Source organism: Sphingobium sp. CCH11-B1 (genome assembly GCF_001556865.1).
In the GTDB taxonomy this organism is placed as follows: domain Bacteria; phylum Pseudomonadota; class Alphaproteobacteria; order Sphingomonadales; family Sphingomonadaceae; genus Sphingobium.
The window spans coordinates 10,631-33,201 of the sequence record NZ_LSJY01000070.1 but is presented as its reverse complement, the minus strand read 5'-3'; the positions used below and the strand labels follow the sequence as shown (position 1 = coordinate 33,201).

At 64.4% G+C, this 22,571-nt stretch carries 15 protein-coding genes; 4 read left to right on the top strand and 11 right to left on the bottom strand.

The genetic code is table 11. From position 1 onward, the window contains the following. Positions 1–20 precede the first annotated feature (20 nt). The gene (locus tag AX724_RS07380; protein WP_066764925.1) at positions 21–1,007 is read left to right on the top strand and encodes a LysR family transcriptional regulator; all 987 of its coding nucleotides are present in this window, start codon (positions 21–23) and stop codon (positions 1,005–1,007) included. Positions 1,008–1,202: 195 nt separating this feature from the next. Beyond that, a complete protein-coding gene (locus tag AX724_RS07375; protein WP_197421504.1) occupies positions 1,203–2,501 on the top strand; it encodes an MFS transporter in 1,299 nt (432 codons plus the stop codon). A gap of 20 nt (positions 2,502–2,521) precedes the next feature. Here AX724_RS07375 and AX724_RS07370 read toward each other — a convergent pair whose 3' ends face one another. The 5 genes from AX724_RS07370 to secA all read right to left on the bottom strand — a co-directional run bounded on the left by AX724_RS07370 (position 2,522) and on the right by secA (position 11,377). Then, positions 2,522–4,228 carry an alkaline phosphatase D family protein gene (locus tag AX724_RS07370; protein ID WP_066764921.1) on the bottom strand — a complete coding sequence of 569 codons (1,707 nt, stop codon included), beginning with the start codon at positions 4,226–4,228 and terminating at the stop codon, positions 2,522–2,524. Continuing rightward, positions 4,228–6,447: a TonB-dependent receptor gene (locus AX724_RS07365; RefSeq protein ID WP_066764919.1), complete on the bottom strand. Its 2,220-nt coding sequence runs from the start codon at positions 6,445–6,447 to the stop codon at positions 4,228–4,230. The genes AX724_RS07370 and AX724_RS07365 overlap by 1 nt, the downstream gene beginning before the upstream one ends. A gap of 223 nt (positions 6,448–6,670) precedes the next feature. Beyond that, the gene (locus AX724_RS07360; protein ID WP_066764916.1) at positions 6,671–7,906 is read right to left on the bottom strand and encodes a hypothetical protein; all 1,236 of its coding nucleotides are present in this window, start codon (positions 7,904–7,906) and stop codon (positions 6,671–6,673) included. A gap of 241 nt (positions 7,907–8,147) precedes the next feature. Next, positions 8,148–8,504, bottom strand: coding sequence for a PilZ domain-containing protein (locus AX724_RS23970; RefSeq protein WP_066764915.1), 357 nt, complete (start codon positions 8,502–8,504; stop codon positions 8,148–8,150). A gap of 137 nt (positions 8,505–8,641) precedes the next feature. Further along, a complete protein-coding gene (gene secA / locus AX724_RS07350) occupies positions 8,642–11,377 on the bottom strand; it encodes a preprotein translocase subunit SecA (protein ID WP_066764912.1) in 2,736 nt (911 codons plus the stop codon). A 199-nt stretch (positions 11,378–11,576) separates the two neighbouring features. Here secA and argJ point away from each other — a divergent pair, with 199 nt between their 5' ends. Further along, complete coding sequence (gene argJ, locus AX724_RS07345) at positions 11,577–12,803, top strand: bifunctional glutamate N-acetyltransferase/amino-acid acetyltransferase ArgJ (protein ID WP_066765017.1); 1,227 nt, start codon at positions 11,577–11,579, stop codon at positions 12,801–12,803. A 35-nt stretch (positions 12,804–12,838) separates the two neighbouring features. Continuing rightward, positions 12,839–13,600, top strand: coding sequence for an inositol monophosphatase family protein (locus tag AX724_RS07340; protein WP_066765019.1), 762 nt, complete (start codon positions 12,839–12,841; stop codon positions 13,598–13,600). 98 nt (positions 13,601–13,698) lie between these two features. Here AX724_RS07340 and trxA read toward each other — a convergent pair whose 3' ends face one another. From trxA to tsaE, 6 genes are read right to left on the bottom strand one after another with little or no spacing between them, the layout of a single operon-like run. Continuing rightward, a complete protein-coding gene (gene trxA, locus AX724_RS07335) occupies positions 13,699–14,019 on the bottom strand; it encodes a thioredoxin (RefSeq protein WP_066764910.1) in 321 nt (106 codons plus the stop codon). Positions 14,020–14,047: 28 nt separating this feature from the next. After that, positions 14,048–17,488 (bottom strand): double-strand break repair helicase AddA, encoded by a 3,441-nt coding sequence (gene addA, locus AX724_RS07330; RefSeq protein WP_066764908.1) that lies wholly within the window; start codon positions 17,486–17,488, stop codon positions 14,048–14,050. Next, positions 17,469–20,441 carry a double-strand break repair protein AddB gene (gene addB / locus AX724_RS07325; RefSeq protein ID WP_066764906.1) on the bottom strand — a complete coding sequence of 991 codons (2,973 nt, stop codon included), beginning with the start codon at positions 20,439–20,441 and terminating at the stop codon, positions 17,469–17,471. The genes addA and addB overlap by 20 nt, the downstream gene beginning before the upstream one ends. Next, positions 20,434–21,144: a nucleotidyltransferase family protein gene (locus tag AX724_RS07320; RefSeq protein ID WP_066764904.1), complete on the bottom strand. Its 711-nt coding sequence runs from the start codon at positions 21,142–21,144 to the stop codon at positions 20,434–20,436. Before AX724_RS07320 ends, addB begins: the two co-directional genes overlap by 8 nt. Further along, positions 21,141–22,127: an aminoglycoside phosphotransferase family protein gene (locus AX724_RS07315; protein ID WP_066764901.1), complete on the bottom strand. Its 987-nt coding sequence runs from the start codon at positions 22,125–22,127 to the stop codon at positions 21,141–21,143. The genes AX724_RS07320 and AX724_RS07315 overlap by 4 nt, the downstream gene beginning before the upstream one ends. Further along, positions 22,124–22,567 (bottom strand): tRNA (adenosine(37)-N6)-threonylcarbamoyltransferase complex ATPase subunit type 1 TsaE, encoded by a 444-nt coding sequence (gene tsaE, locus AX724_RS07310; RefSeq protein ID WP_443018669.1) that lies wholly within the window; start codon positions 22,565–22,567, stop codon positions 22,124–22,126. The genes AX724_RS07315 and tsaE overlap by 4 nt, the downstream gene beginning before the upstream one ends. Between the last annotated feature and the right edge of the window lie 4 nt (positions 22,568–22,571).

Here is a 22,571-nt window from a genome sequence, read left to right as displayed (position 1 = left end):
TCCGACAATGTCTCAAACTTGTGACATTCTTCGTCTATGTTCAGCGGATGTTGCGACGCAGCCCTCCCCTTGTGGCCATCGAGATTTTCGTAGCTGCGGCGCATGCGAGGAGCTTTCGCGCCGCAGCAAGATCGACCGCGCTCAGCCCCTCGGCCGTCAGCCGGAGGATCTCGTCGCTCGAGACTTTCCTCGGAATCATCCTGTTCGACAGGTCCGGTCCAGTCCCCACCCTCACTGCCGCTGGCGCCCATTACCTTGCGCTGATCGAGCCCGCGATGGAGGCGATCCGCCGTGCGACGACGATGGCGTCGGAAAATAGCCTGTCGAAGTTGAAGATCGCAACGTCGCACAGTCTGGCCACCAACTGGCTGATGCCACGCCTCAAGGATCTTAGGCGCGCCGAAGGGATAGAAGTCGACATATTGCCGACGCGGCATTTCGACGCGCTTCGGTCGGGGGAAGCGCATCTCGGCATCTGGGGCGGCTTGGCCGTTCCTGATGACATGGTTTCAGAGACGATCGCGCATGTCGAAGTCATTCCGGTCGCGGCGCCGACACTGCTGAAGGCTGCGACCCTGGATGGTTTCGGCAGGGATATCGCGTCCCACACCCTGTTGTCCGTGAGTTCACCCGCATCGCTATGGGAGCGCTGGTTCGCAGGATCGGGCACGCCCTCGAACGCGCTGGACATAAGGGAATTCGCGACCCTTCAGCTGACCTACGAGGCAGCAGCGTCGGGTCTTGGCATTGCCCTGGCGATACCCATGGTTGCCGAGCCCTATCTTCGATCGGGGCGCCTTGTGCCTTGTCAGGCGAAGGCCCGCGACCTGGGCGAATGCTATCGCCTATATCGCCCCAGGAGGCGCGCAAGTTCCACCGGCACCGAAGATCGGTTTGCGGCCTGGCTCCGGCGGGCCGCTTCGGCATCGCTGGAACAGTTTCGCACTTTTACGATGGCAGGCGAGCCAGCCGCGGGTCTCAAATCCGGTGACGAGCGGCCTGGGTAACTTGTCTCAGGGCGCTGCCGTCAACGGCAGCCACGCTTGGTCGACGCCCATTAACAACGTCGCCAACGTCGCATGTGAGCCGCCCGCGTAAGTGGCCGCTCAGGTTTGAAGATATGCAGTTATCCGACTCGCCGCGCCGTCACGATACTGACTTGAAAGCGCCCTAGCGAAATTCGCTCCTTGGGGAATTTTCCGGTGTCCAGGCACTCCGCCACCGTCACCTTGCCGCGCTTATTTGCCTTCAGTTCCGCCATCCTTGTTTTTCAGCTCGTCGAGCTGACAGGCAGGGTCTTCCTGCCGCCATGGCTTGCCGGGCAACAGGGCATGCCACTTGTCCATGTGGCCGCCCTGATCGTCTGCACAAGGCTGATCGATGCCATCGCCGATCCGCTGATCGGACTGGCCAGCGATCATGTGATGACGCCGTTCGGGCGTCGCCGCCCCTGGATGATCGGCGCCGTGCCGTTCATCATGGGTGGATGCTGGCTGTTGCTGCTGGCGCCGCCGCACAGTGCCCCCATGGCGCTAGCATTGGGAGCCGCGCTGCTGTTCCTTGGCCACACCATTCTGGCCACGCCTCATGGCGGATGGTCGATGGAAATTGGCAAGTCCCCCGCCGACCGGACACGCGTGATGGGCGTTAAAATGTGGATGTTCGCGGCCGGCACTATCGCTGTCCTGCTGTTGCCGACCGTGGCGCAAAACCTATTCGGCGACGGCATTGCCGGTCAGGTCCGTTTTCTGGGCATCACGACCTTGCTCGCCACCCCGGCTGTCGTTCTGCTGGCGATCATGAGCCTGCCCGAACCGACAGCGCAGCCATCGCAACGGATTGATTGGCGCGCGATATGGGCGGCGATCCGGTGCCGCCCGCTTCTGCCTCTCGTAGGCCTGTACGCCCTGCTCGGCACGGCCGATGCGGCGGAAGCGTCGGTTGCGCTGTTCTTCTTCGACGATGTACTGGGTCTGCGCGACTGGACCGGCCTGATGCTTTTGTTGCCGGCACTGGCGGGGATCGCCATGATACCGGCCTGGACATATCTCGGCATGCGCCATGCACGCGGGTACATTCTGCAACTCATTTTCGCGCTTCGGCTGTTGTCGCTAGTCTCTCTACTGCTGCCGCACGGCCAAATTTTGCCGGCGCTGCTTCTACTGTCGCTGCGCAGCATTGCCTGGGGCGGCGACTATCTGCTGCTGCGGTCGTTTCTGGCCGATATCGTCGGAGACGGCGTGGCCCGGCACGGGCGCGGACTGGCTGCCAGCCATTATGCGATGATCAACAGCGTCAACAAGATGGCCGGCGGCGCAGGAGCCATGATCGCGCTAAGCGCGATTTCCCTGGCAGGCTTTGTGCCCGCGCTGCCCAATGCGAGCGATGGTCATGATGCCCTGCGGCTCGCTTACGCCCTGCCGTCCTGCATCGCCGGGCTTGCCGGTATCCTGCTTGTGCGACGGCATTGGGCCTTGTTTGAACAAGCGCGCGCGACCTGAGCCGCGCGCACCCGACATGATTATCCCAGCGTCCAGCCGCCTGGTTTCCCATCCTGCATTACGGCTCTCGCGGTCATGGCTATGTCGGTCGTCGCCTCGGTCGATCGCGGTTTCGTTACGCGTACGAACCGGCCTTCCACGCTGTTCCGGCGCAGCGTCAACGATACGTAGCCGACAGCGCGATGATCGCACCACAGCACGTCTTGATTGTCCCGGGCAAAGGCTTCGCCGACCGGCCCGTCGGGCAGCATCAGTTCGCCGATCGACGGGCCGGTAATGGTGGAAGCCGACAGTTCCAGCCCCAGCCTGCGTCCGTCGCGGTGTGGCTCGTTGACCCAGGCCATGTGACTGTCGCCCGACAGAACCAGCATGTTCGCGCCGCTCTGCTCGACAATATCATAAAGCCGCGCGCGTTCCGCCGGATAGCCGTCCCACGCGTCGAGATTGAGCATCGGCAGCCCATAGCGCGTCATGGCAAAGAAGGATGCGAGTGCGGCAGGCCCCTTCCCCAACTGCGTTAGGTCAGGATAGACGTAGCTGGAAAGAATGGTCGGCGATCCCAACAGGAACCATGGGCGCTTGGCCGCGACATGCGCCTGCAACTCGCGGCCGATCCACGCCAGTTGCTTATCGCCCACCATGCGCCGGTCTGGGTCGGCGATCTTATTGCGGAAACCGGCAATGTCCGGCTCCAGCCGATAGCCATCGGGCAATGCCGTGCGGTCGAGCGTTGCCAGCAAAGCCTTGTCCACGACCACTGTCGGGCGGGCGGGATCCCGCGCATCCATTACCTGATATTCCAGATCCTCCTTCAGCGTCAGTTGCCGGTCGCGCGCTTGCAACCGGGTCTCCGGCAGCACCAGCGTAGCAAGGTCGCCGAGCACGAAGCTGCGCTCGATGCCATATGGCGAACCCGGCGCAGGATCACGGATCGGCATCCATTCCAAATAGGCCCGCACGGCCGCCGCCTTGCGCACCTCCCAGTCGCCGTTGATCGCTGGATCATGATGCTGGGCGCCATGCATCCAGTCATCATTGGCCATTTCATGATCGTCCCACATGCAGATCCAGGGCGCGCGCGCATGGGCAGCCTGCAATGCGGGATCGCGACGCCATTGCGCATAGCGGGCGCGATAGTCGGCCAGTGTGACGGTGTCGTGCGCCGGTTCGATCGCCCGGATGTCATGCACGCCAGGAAAGGCATTGGCGCCATATTCGTAGATATAGTCGCCCACGAACAGCACGAGGTCGAGATCGGCCTGCTCCGCGATGGCGTGATAGCCATGAAACTCGCCAAACATGTACATGCCGCAACAGGCCAACGCGATGTCGAGCCGATCAGTCCGGCCGGTTGGCAAGGTGCGAGTCCGTCCTATGGGAGAGCGTTGGCCATCGACCTCGAACCGATAATAGTAGCTGGTGCCCGGCTCCAGCCCGGTAGCCACGATCTTGACGCAGTGATCACGCTCTGCCGTCGCCTCGAACCGTCCGGAGGCGACGATGGACCTGCACGCCGCATCACTGGCGACCTGCCACCGCCCGCCGACAGGGCCATCGCCCGCGCCCGTCACGCGCGTCCAGATTAGCAGGCTGTCGGCGGCAGGATCGCCACTTGCGACCCCGTGCCGAAACAACCGCTCCTCCTGCGCCTGTGCTCTGCCGGCGGCGACAAGAAGACTTCCCGCTGCCGAGCCGGCCAATATCGTCCTGCGGCTGTATCCGCTCATCAAAAGCGCATCCCGGCAGATACGCCCCAGGTGCGCGGCGGACCGCTCAGCTGCGTCTTGGTCGTCGCTGAAGCGCCACCGAGGCCGAAGGCATAATATTCGTCGGTCAGGTTGCGCACGAACGCGGCCACCGTCCAGCGCTTGTCGATCTCCACGCCGATGCGGGCGTTGACCAGCGTGTAGTCGCCGATCGACTGATAGTTATCCAGTTCCGTGTAATATTTGCCGACGAAGCGCGCGTCGACCTGCGGCGTGACCATCACTCGATCTGACAGGGCGATATCGTAGCTGATGGACCCGTTCAGCGTCATGTTCGGCGCCTGCGGCAGGTTGTTGCCCAGACGACGGGCAGCCTCCGTGGCGCTGGCGGATTCGATTTCCAATATCTTCGTCGACAGGAAGGCTGCGCCGACATTGATCGTCATCGGTTCCACCGGATGCGCGATGATCGACACTTCGCCTCCGTAAGAACGCGCCTTGCCCACATTGGTACGCACGCTGGTGAAGGCGCCCGACGTACCGTAGGATTTCGACGTGCTCGCCTGAATGTTCGAGAAGTCGTAGTAAAAGCCGGCAACCTCGATCTGCACCGGCCCGCCGCGCGGCAGGAACTTGACCCCGCCTTCATAGGACCAGACGGTTTCGGGCTTGAATGCCAAGGCTTCTGGAGCGGACCAGATGGTGGTTCCATCGAAGCCACCAGCACGGAACCCCCGCCCGAACGATCCGTAAAGGCGGGCATTGTCGGCCAGTTCATACGTAACGGTGGCGCGACCCGAGGGACTGGATTTGGTCATCCGGTTGTCGAAATTGACGTCGAGTCCCGGAAAGACGAGTTTGCCGATCGACAATCCATAAGGGTTGAGATCGTCGGTATAGCCGCGGAACGTCGCTTTCTCGCGCGTCATCCGCACACCGAGGTCGATGCGCAGGCGCGGCGCAACCTTGATGCCGACATCCGCGAACCCGGCCAGGCTTTCGCGGTTCTGGATATAATTGGCTTCAAAGACAGTACGGAAGGTGTCAGACCCATCGAGCGTGCTGAACAGGTCGATCTTGTCGCGGAAATAGGCCGCGCCAACCGTCCAGTTGAAATTGCCGCTGTCCTTGTTCTGAAGCCGCGCCTCGATCGAGCCCTGCTTCAATTTGTCGCGATAGAGGATATCGTAAGTGCGCTGAGGCGTGCCGTCGTCCCAGTCATAGTCGTTCTTCATCCATTCATAGCCACCCAACACGGTAAGCACCGCATGCTCGCCGATGTCCTGGTTGAGCGTCAGCGACGCCCCCCAGTTCTTGCGGGCGCGACGGCTGTCGATATTGCCGTAGAAGCTGTAGCGCGGTGTGCCGCCATTGGTTGGCTCGGCCAGCGGCTGGCCGCCCTTCTCCTGGAAGGCGTGCAGGTTCAGCAAGAGTTCGGTGCCCGTGCCTTCGCCTATGGAAAGCAGCGTACGGCCGCCATAGAAGGTGGAACGGCCAACCTTGTCGCTATAACCCGGATCGGTGATCGGCGGGATCGCTGCATTGGGCGTGGTGCCCGCATATCTGCCGGCGCCCAGACGGGTCTGATAGCCGTCGGTGTGGTCGTAGAGGCCCGACACACGCAACGCGACATGATCGGCCAACGGCACATTCACGGCCGCTTCCAGGCGACGGCTGTCAAAACTGGAATATGTCGTTTCCGCACGCCCTTCGAATTGATCGCTGGGCTTGGTGGAGATGACATTGACCGCGCCCGCCGTGGTGTTGCGGCCATATAGCGTGCCCTGCGGTCCCTTGAGGATCTCGACCCGCTGAACGTCGAACATCTGGCCGCCGATCAGCGCGGATGAACCCTGGTAGATGCCGTCAAAATGAACGGCGGCAGACGGGTTGCCGTTGGGGCGGAAATCGTCGTAGCCGATGCCGCGAATGGTGAAATTCTGCACCGTGCGACCACCGACGAGCGTATTAGACACAATGACGCCGGGCGTATGCTGGGCGAGATCGAGAAAGTCCTTCACGCCGTCCTTGCGCAGTTGCTCGCCGCTCAATGTCAGCACCGCCGAAGGCACTTCCAGCAGCGTTTGCTTGCGCTTCTGTGCCGTGACGATGATCTGATCGCCGTCGTCGCTATCGGCCGGAACATCTTGTGCCAACGCCACGCCAGGCAGACTGGTCAGGAGCAACGCCGCGCCACACAGGAACGACGTCCTCAGATTGAAATAACGGTAGTTCGACACAGAAATGCTCCCCGAATTAAAGGCTCCTGCACCCAAGCCTTTTTGGCCGCGGGATACAGCTTCGATCACCGCATAACATCGGTTCGATATTGCGGGCCTCTAGGGAGCAAGTAGGTCAGTTCGGTTACACGAACAAAATTTGAGGAATAGCGCAGCTGAGGCTTATTGCGTCTGAATGTCTTATTGCGAAGAATAACGATGGTTTGAAAGCACGTTGGGCGAATCAGGCGCCATGCAAGGCAGCGGCCGCGAACAAAATTTCTGACGCCGAATCTGTGGAATTCGAACCCGACGCCTCGTTGAGAATCGCCTGCCCCTTGATCCAAAGAGCGAAGCCTGTGGCCGTGTCTCGTGACAGCCGGACAGAAGGTGCCCATATGCTCTGACTTGCCCGATAGATCCCAGCCCCTTCGATCACACGCAGTTGCAGAACAAACTCACGCATTGCGGGATCGGTCGCCGCTACAAGACAGGTTTGTCCCAAGGTGCGGCTATAGTTGACGTAGAAGCCGGCGGGGCGATCATCACCCTTCCCTTGCATCGTTTCGCCCAGTTCCCGTGACCAGTCAGCGGAATATCCATCATCCCGGTCACGGCTAACGTCGAGATAGTCAGGCAATGCATGCATCAGCGCCCTCCAGATGGCCTGTCGGCGAAAGGCGGCAAAGTCTCCAAAATGATAAATGATCTGCGATGGGGGCTGATTTACACTAGCAGCAAGTTGCTTCAGACTTAGGCCTGTCGCCCCCATGCGCATGATCTGATCGACCGCCGCCTCCATCAGCATTTCCATTTTCGCTGGCGGTGCCACGGCGAAATCGGCAGCATTGGCAAATGCGCGCTCTTCGACCAAGCTTGCCGCCGCGCCGCGCGTGGTCGTAGGGTCGTGCCGGCCAGCGCAGCCCGACAGAAGCCCATCCACCGTCTCGCGCAGCAACAGATCATAGTCCAGGCGTCCCTTTAGAGCGCTGGCATAGGCCTCCTCCATCGTCAGGTAGCCGCCGAGCACGCCGCCAAGCCCGGCATAGCGGCTGCCCTCCAGCACGCCGGTCCAAAACGATGCCCGCATGGCACGCCACTGTGCGACCAAACCTTCAATTCCTGGCAAATGTCGGGATTTGAAAACCGCCTCCGTCCAGAAACGGGCGCTATTTACTAGGGTGCGTTGCCGCACATAGTGCAAAAGGCATTCAGACAGCAGCGCGTCCGTCAACGTGAGGCCCTGCAGTCCGCAAGCCAGTTCTGCATGATATTGCTGATCGCGCTCAAGCATCGCCTTCGCGGTCTCGCGCAGCAGTCCATCCTTGCCCCCGAACAATTGGAAAACAACGGACGTGCTCTTGCCGACAGATTGAGAAAGCACCCGCAGCGAAAGCCCCTCAATTCCGTCCGCCGCGATGGCGGCGACGGTCGCCGCGATTAGGTCGTCGCGGAGGTCAGTTGAAAAAGTTCGCTTCATTGGCGCTCACGGCAGCTATCGCGACCGTCCTAGAGAATGGCAGTTTAGTACGAAAGCCCGAAAACAGACCTTTCTGATGTCGCCAAAATGTAAAGTGGAATCCGGTAGGTCAGCGTCCGACGTAACCTGTCGTTCGCGCCTCAGCCTTGGAACGGCGTGAGTTGGTCGCAACTCGCCGTCACTATCGTAGCGCTATAGCGTAGGTATAGTGCTCATCTTCATCGGGCGTGGCCCGCCACCTTCAGGCGTAGCGGTCGGTGCCGACGCGTTGCAGGGTGATGGTGGGTCGGTCGTCCTTCACCATCCCCGATTCCGCGATGATCGCCAGCGGATCGACGGCGCGGCTCAGAAGGAGGCCGCAACGGTCCGGCCCCTCCCATATCACCGTGCCGCACACTTCCAGCCCCTGCGCGATCAGCGTCACGCGCTGTCCGACGGCAGGCAGCCAAGCTCCGATGATCAGCGCGCCGTAGACGGAGATGTTGCGGATCGTGACCGGCTGGCTGACGCCTTCCCACAAGAGGGATGCATCGACGTCCGCGCCGTAGCGCGGCTCGCGCTGCTGCCGGACGCGCGCCTGATAGGAGACATGATCCAAGATTATCCTCCTGGCCATCCCCCCAACTATGTCCGCAGGATCGCGCAGAGAAGTTACGCAAAAGCCAATGAAACTGGTTAACGCTTCCGCATTGAACGCGTGGGGAACCGCGGTTGGCGGCTCCCATTTTCCATGCTTCAGGCCAGAGCGCCGTGGCAGTGCTTGTACTTCTGGCCTGATCCGCAAGGGCATGGGGCGTTGCGGCTGATGTCGAGATTGGCAAATTCGCCCGCCGGCGCGGCATTCAACGGACCCCTGGGTATCGTGGTCGTGATGCCGGCGGTCTGCCCCGCGTCGATATCCGCGCTGTTATCCTCGCCGGAGAAGGGGTCGATGTGCGTGGTGATGAAGTCTGGCAGGACCGGAAGGCCGTAATCTTCCAGCGGCGGCTGTTCCATGCGGAACTGGACGCGTGCGATGGATCCGGTCACGTCCTCGCGGATATTTTCCAGCATCCGTTCGAACAGGGCAAAGGCTTCCTGCTTATATTCGTTGATCGGCGTCTTCTGCGCATAGGCGCGCAGATGCACGACCTGGCGCAGCGCATCCAGCGTCGCCAGATGCTCCTTCCAATGGTGATCCAGGCTCTGGAGCAGGATCGATTTCTCGATCATGTGCCAATCGTTGGCGTCGATCTCCTTGATCTTCTCCGCCACGGCCTCGTCAGCCAAGGCGCTCAGCCGCTCCTCGATCATTTCAGGATCGACCTGATCCTCCGCCAGCCAAGCGTCGAAGTCCGGTTCCAGGCCGAGCACTTCGGCCGTGCGCGCCTTCAGCCGCTCTATGTCCCACTGTTCGGGATAGGTGCCGGGCGGGCAGGATGCGCCGACCAGATCGTTCACGGTTTCGCGCCGCATGTCGGTGACGACATCGTCCACCGTGTCGGCGTCCATGATGTCGCTGCGCTGCTCGTAAATGACCTTGCGCTGATCATTCATCACGTCGTCATATTCGACGACCTGCTTGCGAATGTCGTAGTTGCGCGCCTCGACCTTCTTCTGCGCGGTCTCGATCGCCTTGCTCAGCCATTTGGAGGGAGGCAGAGCCTCGCCATCCTCCAGGTTGGAGCGGATCATCTTCGCGAACATCGTGTCCGGCCCGAAGATGCGCATCAGGTCGTCGTCAAGGCTGAGATAAAAGCGCGACAGGCCAGGATCGCCCTGACGCCCGGAACGGCCGCGCAACTGGTTGTCGATGCGGCGGCTCTCATGCCGCTCGGTCGCCAGCACGAACAGGCCGCCGGCGGCCAGCACTTCCTGACGTTCCGCTTCGATCTCGGCCTCGATCCGGGCGATGGCGGCGTCCCGTTCCGGTCCTTCCGGCGTGTCGCGCAGTTCGTCCTCGACCCGCATCTCCAGGTTGCCGCCCAGCTTGATGTCGGTGCCGCGCCCGGCCATGTTGGTGGCAATCGTCACCGCGCCCTTGCGGCCGGCCTGTGCCACGATATGCGCTTCCATCTCATGGAAGCGGGCGTTGAGCACGGCATGCTTCACGCCTTCCTGATTCAGGAATTCGGACAGCATTTCCGATTTCTCGATCGACACCGTGCCCACGAGGACGGGCTGGCCCTTTTCCTGATGGTCCTTGATCGTGCGGGCAATGCCGCGGAACTTGTCTTCCAGATTCTTGTAGAACGTATCTTCCTCGTCCACGCGCTGCACCGGCCTGTTGGTCGGGATGGTGACGACGTTCATCTTGTAGATTTCGTAGAATTCCGTCGCTTCCGTCGCGGCCGTGCCGGTCATGCCGCCCAGCTTGGGATACATGCGGAAATAATTCTGGAAGGTGATGGACGCGAGCGTCTGGTTCTCCGGCTCGATCTGGACCCCTTCCTTGGCCTCGACCGCCTGGTGCAGGCCGTCCGACCAGCGGCGCCCATCCATCATGCGGCCGGTAAATTCGTCGATGATGACGACCTTGCCGTCCTTCACGATATAGTCGATGTCGCGGCGGAACATCACATTGGCGCGCAGCGCCTGGTTCACATGATGGACCACCTGCGTGTTTTCGAAATCGTAGAGATTGTCGCCCTGCAGCAGGCCGGCCTGTTCCAGCAGCCGTTCGATCTTTTCGGTGCCGTCTTCCGTCAACGTGACGCTGCGCTGCTTCTCGTCCTTTTCATAATCGCTTTCGCTGATCTGCTTCACGATGGCGTCGACCGCGACGTAAAGCTCCGACTTGTCGTCGGTCGGCCCGGAAATGATGAGCGGGGTGCGCGCCTCGTCGATCAGGATCGAGTCCACCTCATCGACGATGGCGTAGTTGAAAGGACGCTGGACCATCGAGGCGCGGTCATATTTCATATTGTCGCGCAGATAGTCGAAGCCAAGTTCGTTATTCGTCGCGTAGGTGATGTCGGCGGCATAGGCCTCGCGCCGCTGGTCCTCCGACAGGTTCGGAACGATCACGCCGGTGGTGAGACCCAGGAAACGATAGACCTGTCCCATCCATTCACAGTCGCGGCTGGCGAGATAGTCGTTCACGGTGACGACATGGACGCCCTTGCCTTCCAGCGCGTTCAGATAGGTGGCGAGCGTCGCCACCAGCGTCTTGCCCTCGCCCGTGCGCATTTCCGCGATTTCGCCGCGGTGGAGCACGATGCCGCCCACCATCTGCACGTCGAAGTGCCGCATGCCCAGCACGCGGACCGACGCCTCGCGCACCGTGGCGAAGGCTTCGGGCAGGAGGTCGTCCAGCGTCTCGCCTGCGGCAAGCCGTTCCCGGAACCGCGCGGTCTGCGCCACCAGATCCTCGTCGCTCATCGCCTGGATTGCCGGTTCGAAGGACGCGATCCTATCGACCGTCTTGCCCAGCGACTTCACATAACGTTCGTTGGACGATCCGAAGATGGACTTGGCGAGTGCGCCGAACATGCAATTTCCTGACAAATGGGGAACGCCCCGCCCCCTTGAGAGAGGCCGCGCGCAGATATGCGCCGCGATTTAGGCACGGCACATCCTTTAGTCAATCTGACTGCGGCCGAGCGGGTGAAGAGCTGCCCCTCCCTGTCGCCATGGAAACGGCGCCTTCAACCGCATTGACGTAAAGGGCCATTTGCATCATCCCGCCGCCATGACCGATCGCTCGCCTCTTGCCCCCGCTGCCTTCCCTGCCCTGCCCGACATTGCAGGCGTCACGCTGCGCGTCGCCCGCGCCGGATACAAGGCCTGGCAGCGCTGCGACCTGACCTATGTCGAACTGGCGGAAGGCTCCGCCGTCGCCGGCGTCACGACGCAGAGCAAATGCCCGTCCCCCGAGGTGGAATGGTGCCGTGATGCGATACCGCTCGGTGCGGCCCGCGCGCTGGTGGTGAACGCAGGCAACGCCAATGCCTTTACCGGCCATCGCGGCCGCGCGGCGGTCGAAGCGATCGCGGCAAAGGTCGCCAATCATCTGTCCTGCCAGCCTTCGGACATATTCGTTTCGTCCACCGGCGTGATCGGCGTGCCGCTTCCCATCGACAAGGCGGAGGCTGGTCTCGAAGCCGCGTTCGCCGCCGCGCCCTGCGGGTGGGAGGATGCCGCAACCACCATCGGCACGACCGACACCTATCCCAAGGGCGCGCATGCATCCGCCCTGATCGGAGAGCGGCGCGTGAACCTTGTCGGCATTATCAAGGGGTCGGGGATGATCGCGCCCGACATGGCGACGATGCTGGGCTATATCTTCACTGACGCGGCCATCGATCCCGCCCTGCTGCAACAGATGCTGTCGGCTGCGAACCGGCGCACCTTCTCCTGCATCACGGTGGACAGCGACACGTCGACCAGCGACACGGTGCTCGCCTTCGCCACCGGGAAGGCGGGCAACGCCACGCTCGCGTCGATGGACGATCCGGGTGCTGATGCCTTTGCCGCCGCGCTGTCGGACCTCTGCCGCCAGCTTGCGCATCTGGTCGTGCGTGACGGCGAAGGTGCGACCAAGTTCGTGGAAATAACCGTGGAAGGCGCGGTGAGCGATGAAAGCGCGCATCGTATAGGCCTTTCCATCGCCAATTCGCCGCTGGTGAAGACCGCCATCGCGGGCGAGGACGCCAATTGGGGCCGCGTCGTCATGGCGATCGGCAAGGCAGGCGAACCCGCCGACCGCGACAAGCTGTCGATCCGCTTCGGCGCGACTCAGGTGGCGACCGGCGGTCTTGCCGTAGAGGGTTATGACGAAGCGCCGGTCGCCGCCCATCTCAAAGGGCAGGACATCGTGATCGGCGTCGACTTGGGGCTGGGCGAAGGGCGGGCCACGATCTGGACCTGCGATCTGACGCACGGCTATATCTCGATCAATGCGGATTATCGAAGTTGACGATCGCTGCGCTTCACGCCCCTGTCGCGGCGCTGATGCGGGATGTCGGCCGCGACATCGTGATGCCCCGCTTCCGCAACCTCGCCCAGGATGAAATCAGCGAGAAGGCGGCGGACGATTTCGTCACCATCGCCGACAAGGAAAGCGAGATCCGGCTGGCGGAGGGGCTGTCCGCCATCCTGCCTGATGCGGGGATCATCGGTGAGGAGGCATGCGCCGCCGATCCGGCCATCCTGGACCGCGCGGGTATCGGGCTCAATTGGATTATCGACCCGATAGACGGCACCGGCAATTTCGCCAGCGGCAATCCGCCCTTCGGCATCATGGTCGCGCTGGCGGATGGCGGCGTGACGCTGGCTGGTTGGATATTGGACCCGCTGGCCGGACGGCTGTGCTATGCATACAGGAACGGCGGCAGCCATATCGACGGCGACAGGGTGACGGCGCGGGAGAGCGGCGCGGACCTGCCGGTGGCGGCGCTCGCCGTCTATTTCATGAGCGCGGAGGAGCGGCAGGACATCCAGCGCCGCGCTTCGGGCAACTTCGCTCTGGTCGACATTCCCCGCTGCGCCGCCGAGCAATATCCGCGGCTGGTGCTGGGCCAGAATGACGTGTCGGTCTTCGCGCGCACCTTGCCGTGGGACCATGCCGCCGGCACCCTGTTCCTCAACGAAGCGGGCGGACGATGCCAGCGGCTGGACGGCAGCCCCTATCTGGTCGGCGACCAGCGGCGTGGACTGCTCGGCGCGTCCTCGCCCCGGCTGTGGGACAGGGCGGCCGACACGCTGTTCCGCTGAGATAAGGCGACAACGAAGTGGACAGCCAAACGGCCGCCCCGAACCCGAGGCGGCCGTTCGCTTTTACCTGTCTATTTCGCTGTCTCTTTAGCCGTCGCTTAAAGGACGCTTTCGATCCAGCCCTTGAGCGCGCTCTTGGGGGCGGCGCCGACCTTGGTCGCCGCGGCCTCGCCGTTTTTGAACAGGATCATCGTCGGGATGCCGCGCACGCCATACTGACCCGGCGCTTCCGGATTTTCGTCGATGTTGATCTTGGCGATGGTGACCTTGTCCGCCAGTTCCTCGCTGATTTCCTCCAGGGCCGGTCCGATCATCTTACAGGGACCGCACCATTCGGCCCAGAAGTCGACAAGCACGGGCTTGTCCGAATCGATCACATCTTCCTTGAAACTGACGTCGGTGACTGCCTTGGTGGCCATGGTCGGATCTCCTTTGTTGGAAGCGTATCTAGGTCGGCTGCGCGCCCGGCTCAACGGGCGGTAGCGGCAAATTCTCCTGCGTGGGCCCATAGCCCGGCTTGTGCGCGGCCAGCAGCGCGGCCGGCAACCGTACAAGCCGCGGCGCACCGGTATAGAGCAGCCCCGCCTCTATGGTCCTGTCGGGGAAGATGACGGCGAGCGCGGCCGCATAGGCCGCCATCTGCCGGACATGCGCCAGCGGCACATCCTCCGGGCCGAGCGGCGCGATCCGTCCCGTCTTGAAATCCACGATCTGCACCTTGTCCGGCCCGATGCAAAGCCGATCGACCGTGCCCGCGATCACCGCCTGGCCGACCACTGCGGCGATTGGTGCTTCCGCAAGCGCGCCGGGGCTGAATATCTCCGCGAAATCCGGCTCCTCGATCACGCGGATCGCCTGTTTGGCGAGGTCTGCGCGCATCGCCGCCTCTCCCACCCCTTGCTGCGCCAGCCAGCGTTCGGCCGCCGCAAGCCGGGCAGATGGCTTCAGGTCGGGCAGCCGCTCGAACAGCGCGTGGAGCAACCGCCCTCGCTCGGCCGCATCGCGCATCGCCGCGGTAGGCGGCGGATTGGGCACGTCGTCCTCCACCTGGGCCGAAGGCGCGAGCGGCCTTGGCGGCCGCGCCTCGACAGGCGCGGGCGCGCGCAGCCAATCGGGCGAGAGGATGGGCGCCACGGCGTCCATGGCTTCGGCCTCGGCCTTGCGCGGGGGCAGGACTTCCGAACCCTTCCAGCGCCGTACGCCGCCCCATAGAGGGTCGGCGTCCCAATCCGCACCCAGATCGACCATGGCGCGGTCCACCGCCGCGTACCAGCTTTCGGGCTTGACCTCGCCCTTCGCCCGCGGCCCCAGCGATCCCGCGACCACCAGCTTCTCCTCCGCCCGCGTCAGCGCGACGTAGAGCAGCCGCCAATGCTCCTCCCGTTCCTCCTGCGCCACTGCCTCGGCCACCTCGCCGATCGGTCCCTGCCGTTCCCCCTTGCGGGGCGGCAGTACCGGCAGGCGGTTCCATTGCAGCATGTCGGCGCGATTGCCCGCGTCGGGATCGATGGCGGCATCGGCCAATATGACAATCGGCGCTTGCAAACCCTTCGCGCCGTGCACGGTCAGCAGGCGCAGCATGTCGCCCGCTGCTGCCGCATCGCGCACGATCTCCACCTCGCCCCGGTCGAACCAGTCGATGAACCGCTGGAGCGAGGGATGGTCGTCGGTCTCGAACGCCAGCGCGGCGTTCAGCAATTCCTCGATCGGATCGGCGGCTTCGGTGCCCAGCCGTTCGATGAGGCGGCGGCGGCCTTCCATCGGGCCGGATAGGATCGCCTCCAGATAACGGTACGGCGTGGTGAAGTCCGCGGCGGCCAGCAAGCCGCGCAGCGGTGCCAATGCGTTCGCGTCCAGCGTCTGCGTCAGGTGCCGCCACAGCCCCACCTTGCGGCCGATCAGCCGCTCCATCAGTTGCTCCTGCGTCCAACCGATCAACGGTGAAACCAGCAGCGCGGCAAGGTTCAGCTCGTCCTCCGGCTGCACCGCGAAGCGCAGCGCCGCCAGCAGGTCGCGCACCGCCAGCGGGGCATTCAGCCGCAGACGGTCAATGCCCGCGACGGCGACATTCTCCTCATAGAGGCGCGCCACGATCAGCCGGGCGAGTTCGCTGCGCCGGCGGACCAGGATCATGATATCCCCGGCCCGCACCGGCCGCCCCCGGCTTTGCAACATCAGCCCGCCGTCGATCCATTGCCGGATCTGGCGGGCGATGCGGGTGGCGAGTGCCCGTTCCTGATCGTCGGCCCAATCCTCTTCGCCTTCGGCATCCTCGGTCAGGTTCGCGACGACCGGCTTCCACAGCATCACCTCGCCCGGATGGCGATTGGCGCTGATGTGGCGCACCTCTCCGTCAGTCAGGCCCAGCCGCTCCGCCCGCAGCGCGCCGATGGTGCGATCCACGACATCCAGCACCGCCGGCGTCGACCGGAAGCTGCGATCCAGCGAAAGGCTGTAGAAATCATGGCCCGCTTGCTTGGCGTGGCGGGCGAATATCTGCTGCGCCGCGCTGAACGCCTGCGGGCTGGTGCCCTGGAAGCCGAAGATCGCCTGCTTGAAATCCCCGACCGTGAAGATGGTGCGCAGCTTGTCGCCCTTGGCCCCCTCGCCAGAGAAGAACTCGGCGCAAATCGCCCCGACAATGGTCCATTGCCGGACATTGGTGTCCTGCGCCTCGTCCACCAAAATATGGTCGATCTGCTGGTCCAGCTTGTAGCGGATCCAGTCTGCGATCCCGTCCTGTTGCAACAGACTGGCGGCGCGTGCGATCAGGTCGTCGAAATCGACCGCCCCCGCCATCCGCTTGGCCGTTCCGTAAGCCCGCGCATAGGCGCGTCCGGCATGCAATGCCTTGGCCAGCAACGCCGCATAATCGGCGCGCAGCTTCATCGCGATCAGCGCGCCGCACGTTTCGTGCAGCCGCGCCGCCATTTCGCCATAACCGTCAAGCGGCGGCACCCATCCCCTGGCATCGATGATATCGCCGTCCGCCTTGGCCCAGGCGCGATGCAGGTCGGCAAGGGCGGCCGCCCTGCCCTGCGGGTTGAGTGCGCGCCAGGCGGCGATCCGGTCGCATCGCTCCAGCCCGCGCCCCTTGCCCCATTCGGCATTGGCGCGCACGATCCAGTCGAGCGCGCGCATGTCGAAGACATCGTCGCAGCACTGGTCGGCGAGCCACTGGTCGATGTCGCCTTCTGGCAGGCCCAGTTCGCGCGCCACCCAGGGGTCGATGTCGTCCGGCAGATCGTCAAGCGCCGCCTCCGCCGCCGCGCAGCGCAGCAGGAACTGTTCCGCGCCGCCTTCGCCAAGGCGCAGGCTGAGCGCTTGCAGCGCGCCGATCAGCGCTTCGTCGCCCTGCTCCTGCGCCTGCACCGCAAGATCAGCGAGCGTCTCACGCGCAAGGCTCGCCTGCTCGCGCTGGTCGAGCGGACGGAAGCCGGGCGTCAAATCCGCCTCCAGCGGGAAGGCAGTCAGCAATTGCTGGCAGAAACCGTGGATCGTCTGGATGCGCAGGCCGCCGCCGGTCGATTCCAGCACCTCGGCGAACAGGCGGCGCGCCCTGTCCCGCGCTTCCGGGCCCGACTCCTCGCCCAACGCCTCCAGATCGTTGAACAGCCCGGCGTCGTCCATCTGCACCCAGGCGGCCAGGCGATCGTGGATACGGTCGGCCATCTCCGCCGCGCCTGCCTTGGTGAAGGTGAGGCACAGGATATTTTCCGGCCGCACGCCCTGAAGCAGCAAGCGGAAAACGCGCGCGGTCAGCACATGAGTCTTGCCCGTGCCCGCCGATGCCGACAACCAGACATGGGCATGGGGCGCGGCGGCGCGCGCTTGATCGCCGAGCAGCCTTTGGAGCGGAGTAGGCTTCCTAGCCATCGCCGCGCCCATACCATTCCTCCAGCCGCATCAACTGGTCATAATCGCCATAATTGGCGACTTCCGGGTTGATTTCGGCGCGGAAGGGAGCGGAGCCGAGCAGATAGTCGCGTGCAACACCCTCAAAATGTTCGTGGGCGTGCGCAGTGAAGCTGTCGGTTACGATCTTGTCCCGCTTGCCCAGCGGATCGACCGGCCGTTCGCGATAGCCGAACTGGTCGCCCTTCTTGGCGAGCGACCAATATTCGAAGTCGCCCGCCTCGACCTGCTGCCCCAATCCCTCGAACCCGCCCATCTCCGCGATCACGCCCAGCAGGCCGAGTTGCAGGGAGAAGCCCGCCTTCACCTGCCGCGCGCTGGGCGGCTTGCCGGTCTTGTAGTCGATGATGCCGATGCGTCCGTCCGCCAGCCTGTCGATCCGGTCCGCCTTGCCCATCAGCGTCACGCCGGCAACGTCCGCCCGGCCTTCCTTTTCCACCGCCAGGATGACCCGTCCTTCCGCCTTGTCGCGCACGACTTCGGCAGCGATCCAGCGAATTGCCTCAATCAGCCGGGGTTGCCACAATGCTTTCAGCAGCGGATGAACCTGCGGCTGATCGAACATGGCGCGGGCACGCGTTTCCAGGTCGGCGGGGTCGAACGCTCCCGCTTCCGCCCAATGTTGCAGGATTTCGTGCACCGCTGTCCCGCGCCACGCGGGACCCGCATCGGCATCGACGGGATCGAGCCTGGACAGGCGCAGGACTCGTCGGGCGTAGAAAGCGAAGGGATCGGCCTTCAGCCGGTCCACGTCCGTCACCGGTATCAGCTTCGGCCGCGCGGCCGCCGGCGGAGACGGCGCGGGACGCTTCACCGGCAGATAGGCCGGCGGCGTGTCGATGGCGCGCGCCAACACAGCGTAGCGATCCGCCGATTTCCATTGCGGCCCGGCCATGGCCTTCAGCCGCAGCCAGAAGCGGGACGCGACGGCCGGTCCACTGCTCCCGCGCCGCGCTCGGGTGATGAGTACATGCGGCGCGCCAAGCGCGCTGGCGAAGTCGTGCGCGGCAAGGCCGATGCGCGCTTCCAGGCCCGGCAGGCCCAGTTCCCGCCGGATACGGGGCGCCAACCATGGGTCGGGAGCCGGCAGTCCGGGCCAGCTTCCCTCGTTGAGGCCGCCCAATATCATGAGGTCGGCCTGCACCAGTTGCGCCTCGATCAGGCCCAATATGGCGATGCGCGGATGACCGCCCTGCGGCGGACGAACCGCGACACGGCCCAGCAGATGGTCCAGCATGGCGGGCAGAGCGCGGGGGTCGGCATGGCGCGGCCCCTCCGGCGCGGCAGCCTCCAACTCGGTGAACAGGGCGCCGGCGGCATGCCCCTGATGCCCGGCCCACACCGCGTCGCCCGACAGCGCGCCTGCCTGTTCGCGCAGGGCGGCGATCTGCGCGCCAAGGCCGATGGCATCGGCAAAGGCGCGTTCCAGCGGCTCCAGCTTCAAGCGGGCGTCCTGCCACCATGCGCGCGTCTCATCGCGCAAGAGCCGCTGCCGGTCATCGGCGCGCGGTTGAAGCAGCAGATCGATACCGATCAGACCAGCCTGCGGACGCGGCCCGCGCAGAAGCAGGTCGAGCCCCCTCACCCCTTCCAGCCAGGCAAGACGTCCCTCACCCCGCATCACCAGTGGATGCTTGAGCAGCGCCAGCAGCGGCACTGGGGCAAACCGTTCCGCCACCGCTTCCGCCATGGTCAGCAGCAGCGTGCCGGGCGGCAGGCGGGACAGGGGCTGGCCCGCGGAATCGTCGGCTTCGATGCCCCAGCGGCGAAGATGCGCCGATACCCTCGTCGCAAGCTGCCTGTCCGGCGTCACGAGCGCAGCGGTCCGCTCCGGCGTCTCCAGCGCCTCGCGCAGGGCGATGGCGATAGCCTGCGCCTCCTCACCGGGCGTGGCGACTTCCAGCGCCTCCACGCCCGCAAGCGACCGTTCGGCTGTCTTGAGGTCGCGCCACCGGCTGGTGAGCCGCGGCGGCAGCATGGCATTGGAGATGTTGCGCGCCCGGACCGCCCGGGCGTCATGCTCACTGCCCCAGCGCCATTGCGCGACATCGTCCCGAGTCGCGCTCATGGCGTCGAGCAGGCGTTTCAACGCATATTGCGGATGGCTCGCATGACCGGGAGCCGCACGCCCGGTCAGGGGATCGGGCGGAAAAGGTCCGATGGCGTCCCACGCATCGGCATCCATATGCTGGTCGAGCCCGGCGAACACGACCATGCCGCCGGGCATGGTTCCGATCCGTCGCAGCAGCCGGGCGATCGCCGGCGCGGTCGTGGATATGCCCGCAGCTACCACCGTTCCACCGGGCGGATGCATGGCCCAGCGGGCTGTCAACCGATCGAACAGGCGATTGCGCCGCTCGGCAAGATCGATGCATCCTGTCCGGGCCAGTTCGACAGGCCAGCGGGCGATGACGATGTCGAACAGGCGAAGCGAAGCCTGCCAGTGGCCGGACAGTTCCTCCGACAGGGTCAGGCCGTCGCGCAAGGCGGCAGGCGCGACTTCTTCCACCTGCATCTGGTCCAGCACCGCGCCCAGCGCCTGCGCCAGCAGCAGTGCCTGTCCGGCGTCCGTGCCGGGCTTCATGTCCTGCACCATGCGCGCCAGGATCATCTGCCGCCGCATCGGTGCGATGGCGGGCGGCACCGGCTCTTCCTCACCGAGCGGATCGAGCGCGCCACCGACTTGTTCGCCAAGGTCCGGATCGCCGATCGCCACCAGACGGGGCAGCAGCAATCCGCCGCCCGACTGCCGGACGAACGCATCGCTGATCGCCCGGACCGCGCGGCTGTTTGGCAGCAACAGCATGGCCTGCGCCAGCGCGATGGGCTGGCCGCGGTGCTGCGCCAGCAATCCGGCCACCAGCGCGTCGGCAAAGGCGCGATGCGCCGGGATGGTAAACAGCGCGGGCTGCGCCTTGTCACCCATGGGCCAGCATCGACTCCACGACCGGAATAGCCTGCGGCGTGCCCACGTCGAACCACAGGCCCTGGTGCGACACGCCGAACAGCCGGCCCCGGTCGATCGCCCGATTCCAGAAAATGTTGGTCGAAAACACATCCGACGGAGGGTCGGCGATCAGCGTTGGCGCCATGATCTGAACGCCGGTAAAGACGAACGGGGCGACATGCGCTGTCTTGCGGCGGCTAAGCCGGCCGCTCGCATCCATGTGGAAGTCCCCCGGCCCCTTGTGACAGGTGGCGCGGGACAGAGGCACCAGCAGCAGGAGTGCATCCATCCGCTCCGGATCCCAGATGCGCTGCATCATCCCCAGCGTTTCCTGCGGTCCGTCAATCCACAGATTGTCGCTGTTGGCGCACAGGAAGGGCTTGTCGCCCAGCAGCGGCTTCGCCTTCACAAGGCCTCCCCCGGTTTCCAGCAGCTTGCCCCGTTCGTCCGATAGGATGAATTCCATCCCGCATCGCCGCGCCTTCAGATGCGCCTCGACCGTGTCAGCGAGATAATGGACGTTGACGATCACCCTGCGGATGCCGCCTGCCTCCAGCCGGTCGAGCGCATGGTCCATCAACGGCTTTCCCGCGACCTTCACCAGTGGCTTGGGTCGGGTTGCGGTGAGCGGGCGCATCCGCTTGCCAAGGCCGGCGGCCATCAGCATCGCCGTCTCGATCATGCGGGCGCGAACTCCGCCAGCGCATGATGTCGCTTGTCAGCCGGGATATTGGCCGCGAACCAGTCCGCCACCGGCGCCAGCGCGGGATGGGCGAGGTCGCGCTCCAACAGCCCCCACATGCGCGGCAGGTAGGACAGGTAGCGCGGCTTTCCATCCCGCTTCCACAGCCGGGTGAAGATGCCGATGATCTTCGCGTTGCGCTGCGCTCCAAGCACTGCATAAGCGGCGTCGAAATCGTCCGGCGGTGAGGCGAGAGCCCTGTAATGGGCCAGCATTGCCGCCTCCACATCCACTGGCACGTCGCGCCGGGCATCCTGAAGCAAGGAGACCAGATCATAGGCCGGGTGGCCCGCCAACGCGTCCTGAAAATCCAGCAGGCCAAGCCCATGCGACGCCGCCCGATCGATCAGCATGATGTTTTCGGCATGATAATCGCGCAGCACGGTGACTGTCGGGCTGGCGGATGCTTCCACCAGCGGCAGGACGGAGTCCCACGCGCGGACATAGGCCTCTTCGTCGACGTTCAGCCCGATGGCCGGGCAATACCATTCGGTCAGCAGTCCGGTTTCCCGTTGATATACGGCGCGGTCATAAGGCGGCAGGTCCGCGGCAGGCAGACGGTGCAGGTCGGCCAGCAGCCTTACGGCGCGGTCATAGACCGCCAGTTCGTCCGAAGGATCCGCCTCCAGATGCTCCTTGATCCGCAAGTCGCCAAAATCCTCGATCAGGACGAGGCCCTGCTCAAGGTCGCGCGCCAATATGCGCGGCGCGGCGAAGCCATCGGCGTTCAGATGCTCAGCGATGGAAATGAACGGGCGCGGGTCCTCTTGCGGGGGCGGCGCGTCCATCAGCACCGCCCGCCGTCCGGCATCCAAAACCCGGAAATAGCGGCGGAAAGATGCGTCGCCGGCAAGGGGCACGACGGCCGCATTGCCCCAGCCTGCATCGGCGAGGAAGGCTGGCGCGGCGGCGGGCGGGATCATATCTGTGACCATCGCGCCGTCCAAGCCTCCGGCACGTCCGCTGTCAAGCGTCGCGCGGTTTCATCCACTATCTCGAGGGTCAGCCGCAGCGCATGCGGCCATAGCGCATCACCCAGCCGGTCCGGCCATTCGATGATCAACAGGCTGTCCATCAGATAGTCACCCAGCGCCAGTTGCTCGACCTCATCCGGCCCATCCAGCCGATAGAGATCGACATGCGTCACGGGCAGGCGCACTTCCGGCACGTCATAGGGCTGGACCAGGGCGAAGCTGGGACTGGGGGCCTCGCTCTTCAGCCCCAACGCCTCCAGCAGGCCGCGCGCCAGCGTCGTCTTGCCAGTGCCCAGTCCGCCTTCCAGCGCGATGACGTCACCGATCTGGACCTGCGTCGCGATCCGGCGGCCGAGGTCGAGCATGTCCGCTTCGCCGGTCAGGATCATCGGC